Source organism: Oleidesulfovibrio alaskensis DSM 16109, assembly GCF_000482745.1.
GTDB lineage: Bacteria > Desulfobacterota > Desulfovibrionia > Desulfovibrionales > Desulfovibrionaceae > Oleidesulfovibrio > Oleidesulfovibrio alaskensis.
The window spans coordinates 1-15826 of record NZ_KI519496.1 but is presented as its reverse complement, the minus strand read 5'-3'; the positions used below and the strand labels follow the sequence as shown (position 1 = coordinate 15826).

Genomic DNA, 15826 nt, shown 5'->3' with positions numbered 1-15826 from the left:
GCATCCGTCGCTTATGCCGCGGGCAGGGTAACGCGCACTTCGGCGCCGCCTTCCGGGGCATCGGTCAGTTCCATGGAGCCTTCATGGCTTGTGATTATGTTGTTGACGATGGCAAGCCCCAGTCCGGTGCCTTCATCGCGCGTGGTGTAAAAGGGGTCGAGCAGCTTTTCCCGTCCCTGACGGGGAAAACCGGGACCGTTGTCGGCTATGCGCACTTCCACCTGCCCGTCCCGCGTCATGCGGGTGCACAGGGTCAGGGTGGCATCCTGCACCGTACCGCCCTGCATGGCCTGCAGACTGTTGGCCATCAGGTTGTAAAAAGCGCGGTACAGCAGGTCTTTGTCGCCCGCCACCAGCAGGCCTTCCTGCAGGTCGGCATGCAAAGCCACCTGCGAGCGGGCGAATTCCCCTTCCATGAAGCCCGTGGCCTGACGCAGTACGGCTGCAATGTCCACGGGGTCGCGGCCGGGGCGTCTCGGGCGCGCGTAATCCAGAAAGTCGTTTACAGTCTGCCCCAGACGCTTTGCTTCGTCAAAGATGGCCTGCAGTATCCTGCCGGTCAGCGGGTCGGCATCGCCGGTGCGGCGCAGCAGCAGTTCGGCGCTGGAGCTGATGATGCCCAGCGGGTTGCGTATTTCATGGGCAATGCTGGCAACCATGCGGCCCATACTGGCCAGTTTTTCACTCTGATGCAGGTCGCGCTCCAGCCGTTCCTTTTCAAGCAGCCGCTCGTTAAGGGCGCGTTCCGCCCTGCGGATAATGGTCACCAGCAGTACAAAAAGTGTCAGCGACGAAGCCAGCGAGGCACCCACCACAAGCCATAGAAAATTGACGGCGGCCTTGTAGTCATTGGTGATGTCCTGCGCGAACTCCATAACGCCTATGATTTCCTGCTCGTCTTCGTCCAGGCGGTCTTCCATGGTTTTGAGCACAAAGGTGGTGCGCAGGATGAATGTTTCCGGCTCCATGTCAAAGCTGAACATGGCCCGCAGCAGCGACATGCGCGAGAGAATGGAAAAACTGTGTTCGCCTTTTTCAAAAGCTCTGGTCACGGTTCTGTCGGCCAGATCTTTCATGCCCACTTCTTCCAGCCGCGAAGAGTACGAAACCGTGCCCGAGTGGTCGAAGATGCGCAGATAATCCACCTGCAGTCCGTGGATGGTTGTCTGTATGACCTGATCAAGGCCGCGGTACTGGAATGGCTTGATAAGCTCGACCCTGCCGAAGGCAAGGCGCGTGGGCTTCACAAAGCGTTTGTATATGTGGCTGTTAAGGTTTTCACCCAGCAGCATGGCGTATTCTTTCTGCTTCATCAGCAGTGTTTTGCGGGCGTTGTTGGCAACCACAAAAGAAAACGCCGTGCTGGTGACCAGAATGAGCACGAGTGAGACCCACGAAAGAAAGCGGGCGAACCGGAGCGGGCGCTCACCCGTGCTGTATAATGCTGGCAATGGTTAGAACTCCTGACGCGATCCCTGCGCGGCAAGAAATGCGCCGAGGTCCGCTGTTTCGGTATCATAGCCGGGAGCACCCAGTCTGGCGTTTGCCAGCCGTTTGCCCAGCTCCACTGCGGGCTGGTCCAGCGGATTGATATCCAGCAGCCAGCCTGTGAGCAGTGTGGTTATTTCAAGCAGGGCCATGAGCCTGCCTGCCTGTTCTTCGGATGGCTGCGCCATGCCGATTTCAACCAGCGGGGTGCCGGTTTTGTGCAGGGCCATGCGGGTGCCCAGTGCTTCTGCTTCCAGCAGGTCGCCGAAGCGTCTGCCCCGCAGAAAATCCCACTTGGGCGGCATGTCGCCGGGAAAGGTGCGCCCCTGCGGCAGTGAAGAGCAGGTGAGGAACAGGCACGCCTTGTCGCGGGGACCGTCCAGAAACATCTGCTGGGTGGAATGCTGGTCAGTGACTCCCACGGCGGGCAGCGGCATGGAGCCTTTGCCTTCCTTGCCCAGACTTTCGGCCCACAGCTGGGCGAACCAGAATCCGAAGTGCGCCCACAGCGGCATGTATGAAAAGAAAATGAGCTGGCTGTATCCGGCCTGCATGAGCGCGTGGTTCCATGCCGCCAGATGCCACGCGGGGTGCGCGCCCAGTGTGGCCGCATCGGGGCTACTGCACAGGGGGGCGCCCACGGTTTTTGCTCCGCGTACAAGCGCCTGCCAGTCCATGCCGGTGAAGGCAGCGGGAATGAGCCCCACGGCGGAAAGTACGGAATACCGTCCGCCCAGATGGTCGGGCACGGGCATGGATGCAAGGCCGTGCGTGTCTGCCTCTTCACGCAGAAAACCGCTGCGTTCGTCGGTGACGGCGATGACATGATTTGTCCATGCGTCGCCGCGCGCCGTCCGCAGCCAGTCGCGTATCAGAAAATACTGCCCGATGGTTTCTATGGTGCCGCCGGATTTACTGATGACCACCACCACGGTTTTTTCGGCGGGCAGCGACTGCAGCCATGCTTCCAGACTGTCGGCGTCCACGTTGTCCGCTATCCACAGCCACGGGCCGGTGTGGGCGGGTCTGTCCTGCGCGGGAAAAAAAGCCTTCTGCAACGCGCGGGCACCCAGCGCGGAACCGCCTATGCCCAGCACCACCATGTGTTCAAAACGGCGCAGCAGCGGTTCCAGCTCCTGCAGGCGGGCGGTCATGCCGTCAGCATACGGCATGTCGATGAACGGCAGCCTGCCCGCGGCCAGTTCAAGGCCCAGCAGGTTGGCGGCTTCACCCAGACGGGGGGTGAGGGACGCAGGGTCTGTGCCGGAGATGCGGCCGTGACGGGCGTGGGTCCAGTTAAGAAAGGCGCTGTTGCTCATGTGCTCGCTCCTTTGGTTGTCGTGGTCGGCATGTGACCGCCTGCCGCGGGAGGCGGACAGGCGGACATATGCCGGCCATTATTCCCTATCGGGAGAGTTATGAAAAGAGCACGTTGCTTATTTTGCTCAGCGCGTCGCGCAGGGTCTGTTCCGAAACCGCATACGAAATGCGCACGCAGCGGTCGTCGCCGAAGGCGGCACCCGGCACCAGCGCCACACCTGCCGACTCCATGAGGCGGGTGCACAGCGTGGCGGAATCCGGCGTGGCATCGGTGTACAGCCTGTGCACGTCGGGGAACAGATAAAAAGCGCCGTCGGGACGCGGGCAGACCACGTTTTTCCAGCCGGATATGATATCCAGAGCGATGTCGCGGCGGCGGGCATAGGATTCGCGCAGGGTGTCCAGCGCGTCAAACGGGCCTGTCAGTGCGGCCAGTGCCGCCTTCTGGGCTATGGAGCAGACGTTGGACGTGGACTGCCCCTGAATTTTGCCCAGTGCTTTGATTAGGTCGGGATGCGCCAGCACATACCCCACGCGCCAGCCTGTCATGGAAAAGCTTTTGGCCAGCCCGTTGACCACGCACACCTGTTCCGGATTGCTCTGCCACCACGGGGCAAGCCCTGCGGGGCTGGCGGGGGCGTAAACAAGCTGGTCGTATATTTCGTCGGAAATGATGAACAGCCCGTTTTCGATGGCCCATGCGGCGATGGTGTCGATTTCGTGGCGGGTATAGCATGCGCCTGTGGGGTTTGATGGTGAATTGAGCAGCAGCACCCGCGTGCGCGGGGTCATATGGCGCTGCAATTCCTCCACACAGGTTTTAAAGCCCGTTTCCGGCCCTGAAGCCACAGGCACGGGCGTACCGCCGGCCAGCTGCACCATGGCGGGGTAGCTTACCCAGTACGGAGCGGGTATAAGCACTTCGTCGCCGGGGTTGAGCAGTGCCTGAAAAAGATTGTACAGTGCCTGCTTGCCGCCGTTGGTCACAATGGTGTGTTCTGCCGCGGCGTCCACACCGTAAAACCGCCGGAAATATCCGGCGACCGCGTCGCGCAGTTCGGGAATGCCCGGCACGGCGGTGTAGCGGGTGAAATTTTCGTCAATGGCCTTTTTGGCGGCTGCGCCGATGTGGGCCGGCGGCGGCACATCCGGCTCGCCCACGGAAAGGCTGATGATTTCACGCCCCTGCGCTTTCAGTTCCAGCGCTTTGGCGTTGACGGCCAGAGTGGCCGACGGTTTGACCTGCATAAGACGGTCGGAGATCTTCATCGGGGGGTTCTCCCATGCTGGTATTGGAATAGTGCTCGTACCGGCGTGGTTATCAGGTTAGCGACCGGCTGTAAATTTGACTTTACGCCGCAGTGCCATTTTCAGGCGGTGCGGTCCGGTTGCCGCTTGAGCGCACGACTGCTGCCCCGCGCGGTACTGCGTTCCTGTGCGGCACTATAGAGGATAAACGCAATGAGTGACAGTCCCTTGATTGCCTTTCCCCGCGGCTGCATAACCGGCACATTCATACGGCGGGTCAAGCGCTTCAGTGTGGAGATGGAAACGGCCGGTGCCGGAGCGCCCGAGCGGGTGTGGATACACAGCAATAACTCCGGTTCCATGCTGGGGTTGCTGCGCGCCGGTGCGCCTGTGCTGGCATCGCCGGCGGCCAACCCCGCCCGCAAGCTTAAATGGACGCAGGAACTGGCCGGACTGGACGGCATGTGGGTGGGCGTTAATACGCAGACCCCCAACAGACTGCTGGAAGCTGCTTTTCATGCCGGCAGATTGCCGTGGGCAGCGGGGTACACCATGTTCCGGCGTGAGGCCCGCTGCGGCGCCAGCAGGCTTGATGCGCGCATGGATGCGCCGCAGGACAGCGGTCTGCCGCCTTTGTGGGTGGAGTGCAAAAACGTCACCATGGTAGAGGACGACGTGGCCGCTTTTCCCGATGCGGCCACCGAGCGCGGGCAGAAGCACCTGCGGGAGATGATGGAGATTGTGCGGCAGGGGCAGCGGGCCGCCATGTTTTATCTGGTGCAGCGTGCGGACGGGCATTGCTTCGGGCCTGCTGATTATGTGGACCCTGTATACGCCGGACTTTTTTATGAAGCTGCAGCCGCGGGCGTGGAAATGTACCCGCACAGGGCACTGGTGAGCGAACACGGCATCGATCTGGGGCCGCTGTTGCCCGTTGTGCCGCCGCCCGGCGTCTGAATAAAGCACCCGGCGTCTGCACGGGCATTCTGCCGGCAGACGGAATACCCCCCTGACCGGCATGCAGAACCGGCGGCCGTCGCCCGTGGCTGTTGTACGGCCTGCTTCAGGCGCGTTCTTCGCCGTTATGCATTGCCTTCAGGCGCTGTTGTCCGTACTGTTTGCGCGCTTCCCACACCTTCAGCCCCACTTTGCGGCCCAGATCGGCCTCGCGGGCGCGCAGCAGCGCTTCAGCCGCCTCTTTATCGCCCTGCTGTTTCAGCAGAGTCGCCGATTCGAGATCGCGCAGAAATTTTTCGCACTCGCCGATGACGGCGGAAAGATCGAGCGATGCCAGCTCTTCCGGAACACGGACGGATTTCACCTTTCGCGGCATGGTTATCTCCTTTGCTGCATCCATGTAATACAGATTGAAGACAAAAGGTCAACGGCGCACGGCAAAATACCGTGGCGTGCTGCTTGACTTTGCGGTAAGGGGATGAAAGAAGGTTCGGTTTATTTACGACCACTACATCAGGAGATGATTTTTATATGACGCATTCTTCAGAACACCGTTGCGGCTGGGTAGCGCTGATGGGCCCGCCCAACGCGGGCAAATCCACAATGATGAACAGCCTGCTGGGGCAGAAGGTAGCCATTGTGACGCCCAAACCGCAGACCACCCGTAACCAGATTGTGGGCATTCTTACACAGCCCGACGCTCAGGTGGTTTTCATGGATACGCCGGGTATCCACCAGCTGCGCGGCAAGATGAACCGGCTGCTGCTGCAGGCCGCATGGCAGAGCATGGACGGCGCCGATGTGATTATGGTGGTGCTGGACAGCAATCTGTACGTCCGCAAGCCGGATTTTCTGGATAACGACATTGAGCCGCTTATCGAGGTCATCCGGCACGAAAAACGTCCGGTGGTTGTGGCGCTGAACAAGGTCGACATGTTTGCCGACAAGTCGCGCATGCTGCCGCTGCTGGAAAAGCTGGCCGAAATGTGGCCCGCTGCCGAGATTTTTCCCGTTTCAGCATTGAATGACGACGGCCTGCGCCAGATGCTTGCCTTTATCAAGGGGCACCTGCCCGTGGCCGACCCCGTGTTTCCCGACGATCAGGTTTCCACTGCGCCGCTGCGGTTCATGGCTGCGGAAATCATCCGCGAGAAGCTGTTTCTGGAACTGCGTCAGGAGCTGCCCTACAACAGCGCCGTAAGCGTGGAAAAGTGGGAAGATCTGGAAGAGGAAGGCCGTGTGGTCATTCACGCCGTGATTCACGTTGCCCGCAAGAACCACAAAGGCATGGTCATCGGCAGGCAGGGGCAGACGCTGAAAAAAATAGGCACCGATGCGCGTAAGGAAATCGAGGCGCTGGTTGACCGCAAGGTGTTTCTTGACCTGTGGGTGCGCGTCACCGACGACTGGATGGACAACGAACAGTTTATGGTTGAAATCGGCATGGGGGCCCGCTAGCCCCGCCGGTTACGGCCTGCTGCCGGTATTGTCTGCGCCGCGATGCCCTGCCTGACGGCGGGGCATTGCTGTTTGGGGCGGTGGCGGCTGTCAAAAAAACGTACGGGAAAACAGGAAGTGCCGGAAGGGATTGCCGCAGGGCGGTCCGCCGTCACTGTCCGTGAAAGGATGAATACTGTGCTTGAGCAAGAGGAAAAAGCTTTGTGCGGGCGGCTGGAGTCTGTCCGCCGCCGTCTGGATGACGCAGTGCGCGCATCGGGGAGAAAGCAGGAAGATGTGACACTGGTGGCGGTATCAAAATTTCATCCGGCGGCCGCGGTGGAAGCACTGGCGCGGCTTGCCGGACATGCCGTCTTTGGCGAAAGCTATGTGCAGGAAGCGCAGGAAAAACAGCAGGCGCTGGCCGGTCTTGCGCTTTCATGGCATTTTATAGGCCATGTGCAGTCACGCAAGGCGCGCGATGTGGCCGGACGTTTTGCTCTGGTGCACACGGTGGATAGTGAGAAGCTGGCCTGCAAATTGCATCAGGCAGTCCAGCCCCCGGACGGAGAGCAGCCCGAAGGTGCGCGCACCGTGCAGGATGTGCTTGTGCAGGTCAACATAGGGTGCGAGCCGCAGAAGTCGGGTGTTGCCGCCGGTGACGGGTTGCTGCGGCTGGCCGATGCCGTTGCCGGCATGAGCGGGCTGCGGTTGCGGGGCCTTATGTGCATGCCGCCGCTGACGTGTCAGGGCGAAGAAGCCAGACCGTATTTCGCCCAGCTGCGCGGGCTGCGCGACAGTCTGGAACAGCGGCTGGGCATGCGGCTGCCGCATCTTTCCATGGGCATGTCGCATGATTTTGAACAGGCCGTGGCAGAAGGTGCCACGCTGGTGAGAGTGGGTACAGACATCTTCGGCGAACGTTCCCCCCGCTGACAGGGAAAAAAGAGAACTCCATATGGATCTGGCAACCATACTCGGCATTGTGATTTCCTTCGGGCTGGTGCTTGCGGGCATTCTCGAAGGCGGCAGTATAATGATCTTCGTGTCCATCCCTTCGCTGCTCATCGTGGTGGGCGGCACCATAGGGGCCACGCTGGTCAACTACCCGCTGGCCACGGTGCTGGGTGTTATGGGGGTCATCAAAAAAACCTTCAATGCTTCGGCGCAAAGCCCGTCCTCCATCATCGAGCAGTTCATGGACTTTGCCAACCGCGCCCGCCGCGAAGGTATCCTGTCGCTGGAACCCGTGATTAAAGAAGTGGAGGACGCCTACCTGCGCAAAGGGCTGCAGCTTACGGTGGACGGTCTGGAACCGCAGGCCATACAGGAGATTCTGGAAACCGAGATAAGCAGCCTTGAGTCGCGGCATGAAACAGGGGTGGAAATCATCAACGCCATGGGCGCCTATGCTCCGGCACTGGGTATGATCGGAACGGTTATCGGACTTGTGCAGATGCTGCAGACCATGAGTGACCCAAGCTCCATCGGTCCGGCCATGGCCGTGGCGCTTATTACCACGTTTTACGGCGCTGTGCTGGCGAACCTGGTTTTTATACCCATGGCAGGCAAGCTGAAAATGCGTTCGCGTGAAGAGGTGACCATGCGCGAAATGCAGATGGAAGGCATTCTGGCGATTTCTCGCGGAGAAAACCCCAGAATAATTCAGGAAAAGCTGTCAAGCTATCAGCCGCCCAAAGAACGCAAGGCGGATGCCGGTTAGTCCGGCACCAGTGACCGCCGCAGGGCCGGCAGTGCTGCACCCGGTGCGGCAGCACAACAAGGAAGCAGGGCATGGCGCGCAAGAAGAACAAAAAAGGCGGCGGGGGCGGCGCCCCCAAATGGCTCATCACGTTTTCGGACATGATGACCCTGATGCTGACTTTTTTCGTGCTGCTGGTAAGTATGTCCGTACTGGATGAACGCCGCAAACTGGTTGTGCTGGCTTCTGTCACCGGAGCATTCGGCATCGGTTCCGGCAGTTTCAACCCGCATGCTGAAGACGGTGCCAACCGCATAGTGGAACCGGGCCCCATGCAGATGGGCAGCGTGAACGATCTGCAGCCGCTCAAGGATCTCATATGGGAAGATCCCGACAGCGATTTGAATTTTCAGCAGAACAGCATGGTGCAGATACTGTCCATCAACGATGCCGTGCTGTTCAGGCCCGGCTCCTTTGTTCTGCTGCCGGGCGGCATCAAGGTGCTGGACAGAATTCTGCCGTGGCTGCTGCGGGTTGAGCATCCGCTGCTTCTGGCAGGACACACGGCGACCCAGCGTGCCGAAGAAGGGCAGGAGTACAAGGTTGTTTTTGATGAAAAGCAGCTGGCTCCCACCTGGCGGCTTTCCTTTATGCGGGTAATGGCCGTGTACCGGTACCTTACCGGCAGAGGCATGCCCGCGGAAAACCTCAAGGTTGAGGCTTTTGCCCACTACCGGCCGCGCTTTGACGGCACGACGCCCGACGGACGCAGGCGCAACAGCAGGGTTGATATCGTGCTCGACAAGCGCAACCGTGAATGGATACGCAAGATGCGCGAGCAGGAACAGCGTGCTTCCGCCGACAGGCGCAATTTTGAGTACAAGGACTTCCGGTTTTCGCTGGATGCTCCGGTGGAAGGCCCTGTGGGCGGCAGGATGAACGACGGCGCACCGCCGCAGAATGATGACGTGCCGCAGGACGCCGGCGGATTTGACAGTCTGGGGAGGCCGTAACCATGGCGCGTGAAAAGAAACCGCCGGAGGAAGAAGGCGTCCCCATGTGGCTGGTGACGTTTTCCGACCTTGTCACGCTGCTGCTTACGTTTTTCGTGCTGCTTCTTTCCATGGCATCCATGGATCAGGTGCTGCTGTCGCGGATCAATCCCTATTCAAGCAGCTTCAGCATCATGGGGTCCATGAGTCCGGGCCGTATTCCGCAGCGTATCCTGATGGTCATGGAATTGCTGGAATCGCCGCGCGATGTCATGCAGAAACCCGAAAGGCTGAAGGATCTGCTGTGGCCCGAAGACATGTTGCCGCCCGAGGTGGATACCGCTACACTGGATGAGAACCTGCGTATTATGCAGGATCCGCAGGGGCTTGCCATTGTGCTGACAGACGGGGTGCTGTTCCGTCCGGGCAGCTGGGAGCTGACAGCCCCCGCGCGCAAGCTGCTTGCACCGCTGGCGGATGTGCTGGAATACAGCTCCGCTGATGTGACCATATCGGGCCATACAGACGACAGTCCCGCTTCGGGTGTGGATAATTATGACCTTTCCGGCCGCAGAGCCATGGCCGTGCTTGATTTTTTTCTGAAGAGCGGGCTTGGTGCGGAACGGTTTTCCGTTTCGGGATACGGCCCTGACAAGCCGCTGGAATCCAACGCCACGCCGCAGGGCAGGGCGCAGAACAGACGGGTGGAAATTTTGCTCAAGACGACGCAGTGGCTGGGGCGCTACAGCTAGCAGCGCAAACCGGCAAGGAGAACAGCCGTGGCAGAAGAAAAAACGCAGGAAAAAAAGGGCGGCAAGCTCAAATGGATCATCATGATCGTCGTGCTGCTGTTGCTCGCGGGCGGCGGAGCGTTTGCCTATTTCACGTTTTTTGCGGGCAGCAGCGACCCCGCGCAGACCGACCAGACAACCAAGGCAGAAGAAGTGCCCAAAGATGTGCAGGTGGTCACTCTGCCCACATTTCTGGTCAACCTGTCCGACCCTCTGGGGCGCCGCTATCTTAAAATGACGCTCGATGTGGAGGTTATAAACCCCAAGGTGGCCGAAGAACTGAACAAGTCGACGGCCCGTGTGCAGGACGCCATGATTCTTCTGCTGTCCAGCAAGTCATACGCGGACCTTGCTCCGCTGGAAAACAAGCTGCTGCTCAAGAATGAGATTGTAGACCGGCTTAACCAGATTCTGGGCGGCTCCAAGGTGCGGCAGGTCTACTTCACCGAGATGGTCATCCAGTAAATGAACGCTGATGCTGACTGTGCCGGCAGGCGCAGCCAGACAAGAGGATAGCGATATGGCAGAAAAAGACGTCGATCAGGATGCATTGGCCGCACAGTGGGCCGCTGCGCTGGAAGAGCAGGAAGGCGACGATTCCGGCGGCGGGGGCGGTGCCAGCGCCGGTGAGGAACAGCTGGCTGCGGAATGGGCTGCCGCTCTGGCAAACGAAGAGCAGGACCAGTTGAAAAAAGAAAAAGAACAGGGATTTTACGCTTCGGCCGCGCGGGATATGGAGTTCAAAGACCTGACCGAAGAAGCCAAATCGCCCCGTCCGGATTCGGGCAAGCGCGAACTCGACTTCATTCTGGATATCCCGCTGGATGTCTCTGCCGAGCTCGGGCGTACCCGTCTGCTGATCAACGAACTGCTCCAGCTGGGGCAGGGTTCGGTGGTTGAACTGAACAAACTGGCCGGTGAACCGCTTGAAATTTATGTCAACGGCAAGCTGGTGGCCCGCGGCGAGGCCGTGGTCATCAACGAAAAATTCGGCGTGCGGCTGACAGACATCATCAGCCCCATTGAACGCGTCAAACAGCTGGGCTAGCGGGTACGGCGGTATGCATAACGCTTCGCTTAGTGCGGCGGAAGCCGTCGGGGGCGCTGTTGCCACACGGCTGAACGCCACTGCGGGAGCAGATGGTGTGCGTGGTGTGGTGGATGCGGTTTCGGCGGCCAATGCCACCGCGGCGCAGGCCGTCGCCGGTGCGGCCAACGCCACAGGTTTCGGCGCCGGCACGGGCACTCCCTTTGACTGGAGCGGCTATATACAGGCTCTCGGAGTGCTGTGCCTGCTGCTGGCGGCGCTGTACGGTGTGCTCTGGGCGGTACGCCGTTTCGGTGCGGCGGGACGCGGTGCGCGTGTCCGGCCGGGCGATATGAAGATAGAAGGACATCTGGCGCTGGGGCCCAAGCGCTCCGTCATGGTGGTACGCATCTTGAATAGACGACTGGTGTTGGGGGTCACGGACCACAACATCAATCTCTTGACGGAGCTTACTGAACACCATGAACATGGCGGAAATTCTTTTGCGGCGGTGCTGGACGAAGCCGGAGACGGGACGTAGGTCTGCTGTCACTCTGTTGACAGGGGCCGGTGTGCTGGCTGCGGCGCTGGCCCTGCTGTGCATGCCCGACGCGGCCATGGCCGCGCGCGATATTTCTCTGCCCGATATGCAGCTGACCCTTTCCGGCGGGGCCACAGAGCCGGAAAAAGTCTCTGTAATTCTTGAAATTCTCTTTCTGCTCACGGTTCTTTCGCTGGCTCCGGCCATCATGCTTACCGTGACCAGCTTCACCCGCATTATCATCGTATTCCACTTTGTGCGTCAGGCCATGGGGCTGCCCACGCTGCCCCCCAACCAGGTGCTGGCCAGTCTTGCCATCTTCATGACGGTGGTCATCATGATGCCCGTGGGCAAGGAAATCAATGACAGAGCGCTTCAGCCGTATCTGGACGAGCGCATCGGCTTCAGGGAAGCCCTCACCGTGGCGCAGGAACCTCTGCGCGAATTCATGTTCAAACATACCCGCGAAAAAGACCTTTCCGTCTTTTACGGCATCACCGGCATGGAGCGCCCGCGCAACAAGGACGACGTGCCTACGGTCATGCTTGCAGCGGGCTATGTCATCAGCGAGCTGAAGACCGGCTTCACCATCGGGTTTCTCATCTATATTCCGTTTCTGGTGCTGGATATGGTGGTGGCCTCCATCCTGCTGGCCATGGGCATGATGATGCTGCCCCCCATGATGGTTTCCATGCCGTTCAAGATTCTGCTTTTTGTCATGGTGGACGGGTGGAGCCTGCTTACAACATCGCTGGTCAACAGCTTCATGCTCTGACGGGTGCAGACGTAAACACAGAGGAGTCGGAATCATGACACCGGAATTTGTCGTCGGATTTGCGCGTCAGGCCATTGAACTGGCATTGACCATATCGTTGCCCATGCTGGGCATAGGGCTTGCGGTGGGGGTTTTTGTTTCCGTCATTCAGGCGGCAACCCAGATTCAGGAAACAACCCTGTCATTCATTCCCAAGATTGTTTCCATCTTTCTTGCGCTGCTGGTTTCTTTTCCGTGGATTATGGACAAGATGCTTGCCTTCACGCGTGAGGTATTCATCAATATACCCAACTATGTGCGTTGACCGCACCCGCGGCAGGAAAAAACAGAATGCCGCCCCGCGGGCTGCGGGGCGGCGTTGCAAAGCTTCGGGTGCCGGTGACTATGATTGCAGCCGGGCATAGAAGCAGCCCATGAGCATGGCCCCCGCCTGTGCCACGTTCAGCGAGTCGAATTCGCGCTGCATGGGAATATGGATGGAAGCTGTGCAGCGTTTTGCAACGCCGGGCCGCACCCCTTTGTCTTCGTTGCCCAGCACCAGCACGGCAGGTGTATCGAGCCGTGCGGTGAACGCATTGACAGAACCATCGTCAAAGCGGGCTGCATAAATGGAAAAACCCTGATCTGCAGCGGTTTCGAGCGCTCTTGAAAGGTTGGTGGCTCTGGCCACGGGCAACCGTGCAAGGGCGCCGGCACTGGCTTTGACAGCCGCACTGCCCAGTGCAGATGCATTGTGCTTGGGCATGATTATGCCTCCGCCGCCCAGCGCGTACAGCGTGCGCGCCAGCGTACCGGCATTGCCGGGGTCCTGCACCTGATCAAGAGCAAGAACAAGCTTGAGAGGACTTGCAAGCGCCGCTTCAAGCACGTCTTCCACTTCTACGTATCCCGCATTGAACACGCGGGCCACCACCCCCTGATGGTTGCCGGAAAATAATTTATCCAGCGCCGTATCCTGTACAAATGTAAAGCGTATGCCGTGTCTGCGGCACAGCGTCACTATGGCGTCGGTGTCGGCGTTTTTGCGCCCTTTGCGTATGGTCACGGAATCAACACGGTCCGGCGACTGGCGCAGCTGGTCAAGGACGGGCTTTATGCCCGGAAGTATGGTGCTGTCGGTAGTTTCTGGTTTCATGATGAGCATGCCGCACAGCAGAGAGCTGCGCGGGCGTGGTCTGAGGGTTGAAGGCGGAACTGCCGCATTGCCTCCCCTTGGCGTTTAGGGTAACAGGAGGCTACTTCACCCCGCAGTACCCGCGTTTTGCCGCGACTGCAAGGGTAATCAGAAACAAACCATAGGGAGACACCGGAACCTTATGCATATATTCTCACGCGGTTTTGCTCCGGGCCGCGCCGGCGTGCTGGCACTGCTTGTGCTCATGCTCGCGGGTGGCGGCTGCGTGTCCAAAAATTCTCCGCAACCCGAACTGCCCCCCGTAGCCGAAGTGCAGGCCTGCCCCGCACCGCTGCAAGAGCAGGATGCTTCCATCAGCGATGCCGAAGAAGTGGTTGAAATCGAAGTGCCGCCGGCAGACGACAATCAGCCTCTGACCGTGGAAGAAGAGCAGGCTCTGCTGACCCAGCTGGATATTGATATTGAAATGGACGAAAGCGACCGCAGCGTGGTCGAGTCGTACATCAAATATTTCACCCACCGTGCCCGCGGTTCGTTTGAGCGCTACCTCGAACGCGCCGAAGTGTATCTGCCCGCCGCAAGAGAAGTCTTCCGGCAGAAGGGGCTGCCTGAAGAACTGGTCTATCTTGCATTTGTGGAAAGCGGCTTCAACCCCAACGCGTACTCGCGGGCCGGTGCCGCCGGTGTGTGGCAGTTTATGCCTTTTACCGGCCGCAAATACGGGCTGCGGTACGACTGGTGGATTGATGAACGGCGCGATCCTTATAAGTCGGCAGAGGCTGCGGCCAACTACCTGTCGTGGCTTTATGCAGAATTCGGCGACTGGTATCTGGCTCTTGCCGCGTATAATGCAGGTGAGGGCAAGATAGGCAGAGCCATAGCAGGCACCGGTGCCGAGAGCTTTTTTGAACTTACAAGCCAGAATCATAAACTGAGCCACCGTAAGCAGCTTCGCCGTGAGACGCGTCACTATGTGCCTAAGTTCATAGCCATAGTGAAGATCATGCGTAACCTTGAAGAGCTTGGTTTCAAACCGCTGCGGCTTGATTGCGCTCCCGAGCTGAATCCGCTGCAGGTAAAGGGTGGCACCGATTTGCTGGCACTGGCCGATGCCGCCGGAATGAAATGGGACGACTTTAAGAAATACAACACCGCGTTTCTGCGGTATGTCACGCCTCCCGATGCTGAGACCACTGTATATGTGACTCCCGCGGCAAAGTCCGGTGCTCTGGCGTTTCTGGCAAAGCCGGAATCACGCCCGTATGCCGGATGGGCCGATTACAAGGTGCGCAGCGGTGACTCATGGTATCGTATCAGCCGCAGATACGGGGTGCCTGTGTCTGTGCTGAAAAAGGTCAACCAGAAAAAAAGCAATCTGCTGCGTCCGGGTGAGCGGCTCATGATTCCGCGTACCGGCAGTGGCAGAATTCCTTCTTCGCCCATGCAGGAGACCAGAGCACTGGCGCAGAAGCGCGGTGACTATGTGGTGAGTCAGGGCGACACCCTGTACGATATAGCCCGCAACTACGGGCTGACAGTGGCCACGCTGAAGCAGGCCAACGGTCTGCGCAGCAGCATGCTGCGTCCCGGACAGAAGCTGTACATTCCCGGACAGACCAGAGCGCAGGAAGCCCGTACCCGCAAGGACGCGGAACAGGCGCGCAAGGCCGTTGTGTACAGAGTGCGTACCGGTGATTCGCTATGGGCCATCGCCCAGCGGTTCAATGTCTCATATAATGAACTGATGCGCTGGAACAACCTCGGCCGCAGAAGCATCATCCGCCCCGGCGACAAACTGACTCTGTATGTGGACTGATGCGGCTATAAAGCCTGACCCCGCAAGCCCCGCCACCCGGCGGGGCTTTTTGCGTTATGAGTTGATGATATTTATAGTGTTTAAAAACAGGATTTTAGAAGGTATTGATGGAAAAATGAAAAAAAGGTGTTGACGACTGCAGGGGAAACACATAGAACGCCCTTCCTCGCTTCGGTGAGGAAAGTTCTTTGACCGTAAAGCGCATTCACTTTTCATTTTTCGGGTTCCGAAAATAAAATGAAAAAAGGTGTTGACGACGAGATGAAGAGGGCATAGAAAGCCCTTCCGCTTCGGCGGGAAGCTCGTTGAACCACACTGCCGCATCCGCTCAGCGGGTTCGGAAAAAAAGTGAAAAAAGTTGTTGACAGGCTGACGGATAGAAGGCATAACGCCGACTCCGCAGCGGCAACAGCTGCCGGGGCGGCAGGCTTCAAATGAAGCTCTTTGACAATTAAATAGCGAGTTGGACAGGAAATAAGTTCAGCTTTATTTTGGCCATAGAATTTTATGGCTTCAGTTTTCTAACTGGAGAGTTTGATTCTGGCTCAGATTGAACGCTGGCGGCGTGCTTAACACATGCAAGTCGTACGCGAAAGT

At 59.0% G+C, this 15826-nt stretch carries 17 protein-coding genes and 1 rRNA gene; 13 read left to right on the top strand and 5 right to left on the bottom strand.

Annotated features, from left to right (window positions below):
* Window positions 1–11: 11 nt before the first annotated feature.
* The 3 genes from H586_RS0116670 to H586_RS0116660 all read right to left on the bottom strand — a co-directional run bounded on the left by H586_RS0116670 (window position 12) and on the right by H586_RS0116660 (window position 4077).
* A complete protein-coding gene (locus H586_RS0116670) occupies window positions 12–1451 on the bottom strand; it encodes a sensor histidine kinase (protein WP_011369271.1) in 1440 nt (479 codons plus the stop codon).
* Window positions 1452–1454: 3 nt separating this feature from the next.
* Window positions 1455–2807 (bottom strand): hypothetical protein, encoded by a 1353-nt coding sequence (locus H586_RS0116665; protein ID WP_011369270.1) that lies wholly within the window; start codon window positions 2805–2807, stop codon window positions 1455–1457.
* A 97-nt stretch (window positions 2808–2904) separates the two neighbouring features.
* Complete coding sequence (locus H586_RS0116660) at window positions 2905–4077, bottom strand: pyridoxal phosphate-dependent aminotransferase (RefSeq protein WP_011369269.1); 1173 nt, start codon at window positions 4075–4077, stop codon at window positions 2905–2907.
* Window positions 4078–4269: 192 nt separating this feature from the next.
* Here H586_RS0116660 and sfsA point away from each other — a divergent pair, with 192 nt between their 5' ends.
* A complete protein-coding gene (sfsA, locus tag H586_RS0116655; RefSeq protein WP_011369268.1) occupies window positions 4270–5013 on the top strand; it encodes a DNA/RNA nuclease SfsA in 744 nt (247 codons plus the stop codon).
* A 106-nt stretch (window positions 5014–5119) separates the two neighbouring features.
* On the opposite strand, the gene H586_RS0116650 is transcribed toward sfsA, so the two are convergent.
* Window positions 5120–5389, bottom strand: coding sequence for a hypothetical protein (locus H586_RS0116650; RefSeq protein WP_027182585.1), 270 nt, complete (start codon window positions 5387–5389; stop codon window positions 5120–5122).
* A 155-nt stretch (window positions 5390–5544) separates the two neighbouring features.
* Between H586_RS0116650 and era the strand changes: the two genes are divergently transcribed.
* The 10 genes from era (at window position 5545) to fliQ (ending at window position 12582) form a co-directional block, all read left to right on the top strand.
* A complete protein-coding gene (gene era / locus H586_RS0116645) occupies window positions 5545–6471 on the top strand; it encodes a GTPase Era (RefSeq protein ID WP_011369266.1) in 927 nt (308 codons plus the stop codon).
* A 168-nt stretch (window positions 6472–6639) separates the two neighbouring features.
* Window positions 6640–7386 carry a YggS family pyridoxal phosphate-dependent enzyme gene (locus tag H586_RS0116640; RefSeq protein ID WP_049753966.1) on the top strand — a complete coding sequence of 249 codons (747 nt, stop codon included), beginning with the start codon at window positions 6640–6642 and terminating at the stop codon, window positions 7384–7386.
* A 22-nt stretch (window positions 7387–7408) separates the two neighbouring features.
* Window positions 7409–8173 (top strand): flagellar motor protein, encoded by a 765-nt coding sequence (locus H586_RS0116635; RefSeq protein WP_011369264.1) that lies wholly within the window; start codon window positions 7409–7411, stop codon window positions 8171–8173.
* 71 nt (window positions 8174–8244) lie between these two features.
* Complete coding sequence (locus H586_RS0116630; protein ID WP_011369263.1) at window positions 8245–9165, top strand: OmpA/MotB family protein; 921 nt, start codon at window positions 8245–8247, stop codon at window positions 9163–9165.
* Between the two features lie 2 nt (window positions 9166–9167).
* Complete coding sequence (locus H586_RS0116625; RefSeq protein ID WP_027182583.1) at window positions 9168–9896, top strand: OmpA/MotB family protein; 729 nt, start codon at window positions 9168–9170, stop codon at window positions 9894–9896.
* Between the two features lie 27 nt (window positions 9897–9923).
* Complete coding sequence (locus H586_RS0116620; RefSeq protein WP_011369261.1) at window positions 9924–10400, top strand: flagellar basal body-associated FliL family protein; 477 nt, start codon at window positions 9924–9926, stop codon at window positions 10398–10400.
* A 55-nt stretch (window positions 10401–10455) separates the two neighbouring features.
* Entirely contained in the window at window positions 10456–10983 is a 528-nt protein-coding gene (gene fliN, locus H586_RS0116615; RefSeq protein ID WP_027182582.1) for a flagellar motor switch protein FliN, read from the top strand.
* Window positions 10984–10996: 13 nt separating this feature from the next.
* Complete coding sequence (fliO, locus tag H586_RS20980) at window positions 10997–11503, top strand: flagellar biosynthetic protein FliO (protein ID WP_051364083.1); 507 nt, start codon at window positions 10997–10999, stop codon at window positions 11501–11503.
* Between the two features lie 76 nt (window positions 11504–11579).
* Entirely contained in the window at window positions 11580–12278 is a 699-nt protein-coding gene (gene fliP / locus H586_RS0116605; protein WP_027182580.1) for a flagellar type III secretion system pore protein FliP, read from the top strand.
* Between the two features lie 34 nt (window positions 12279–12312).
* The gene (gene fliQ / locus H586_RS0116600) at window positions 12313–12582 is read left to right on the top strand and encodes a flagellar biosynthesis protein FliQ (protein WP_011369257.1); all 270 of its coding nucleotides are present in this window, start codon (window positions 12313–12315) and stop codon (window positions 12580–12582) included.
* Between the two features lie 78 nt (window positions 12583–12660).
* On the opposite strand, the gene rlmB is transcribed toward fliQ, so the two are convergent.
* Window positions 12661–13413 carry a 23S rRNA (guanosine(2251)-2'-O)-methyltransferase RlmB gene (rlmB, locus tag H586_RS0116595; protein ID WP_148204183.1) on the bottom strand — a complete coding sequence of 251 codons (753 nt, stop codon included), beginning with the start codon at window positions 13411–13413 and terminating at the stop codon, window positions 12661–12663.
* 181 nt (window positions 13414–13594) lie between these two features.
* On the opposite strand from rlmB, the gene H586_RS0116590 reads away from it, so the two are divergent.
* Together H586_RS0116590 and H586_RS0116585 are read left to right on the top strand one after the other, a co-directional pair.
* Window positions 13595–15229, top strand: a complete 1635-nt coding sequence (locus H586_RS0116590) for a LysM peptidoglycan-binding domain-containing protein (RefSeq protein WP_011369255.1) — start codon at window positions 13595–13597, stop codon at window positions 15227–15229.
* Between the two features lie 522 nt (window positions 15230–15751).
* A 16S ribosomal RNA gene (locus tag H586_RS0116585) occupies window positions 15752–15826 on the top strand; the annotation flags it as partial.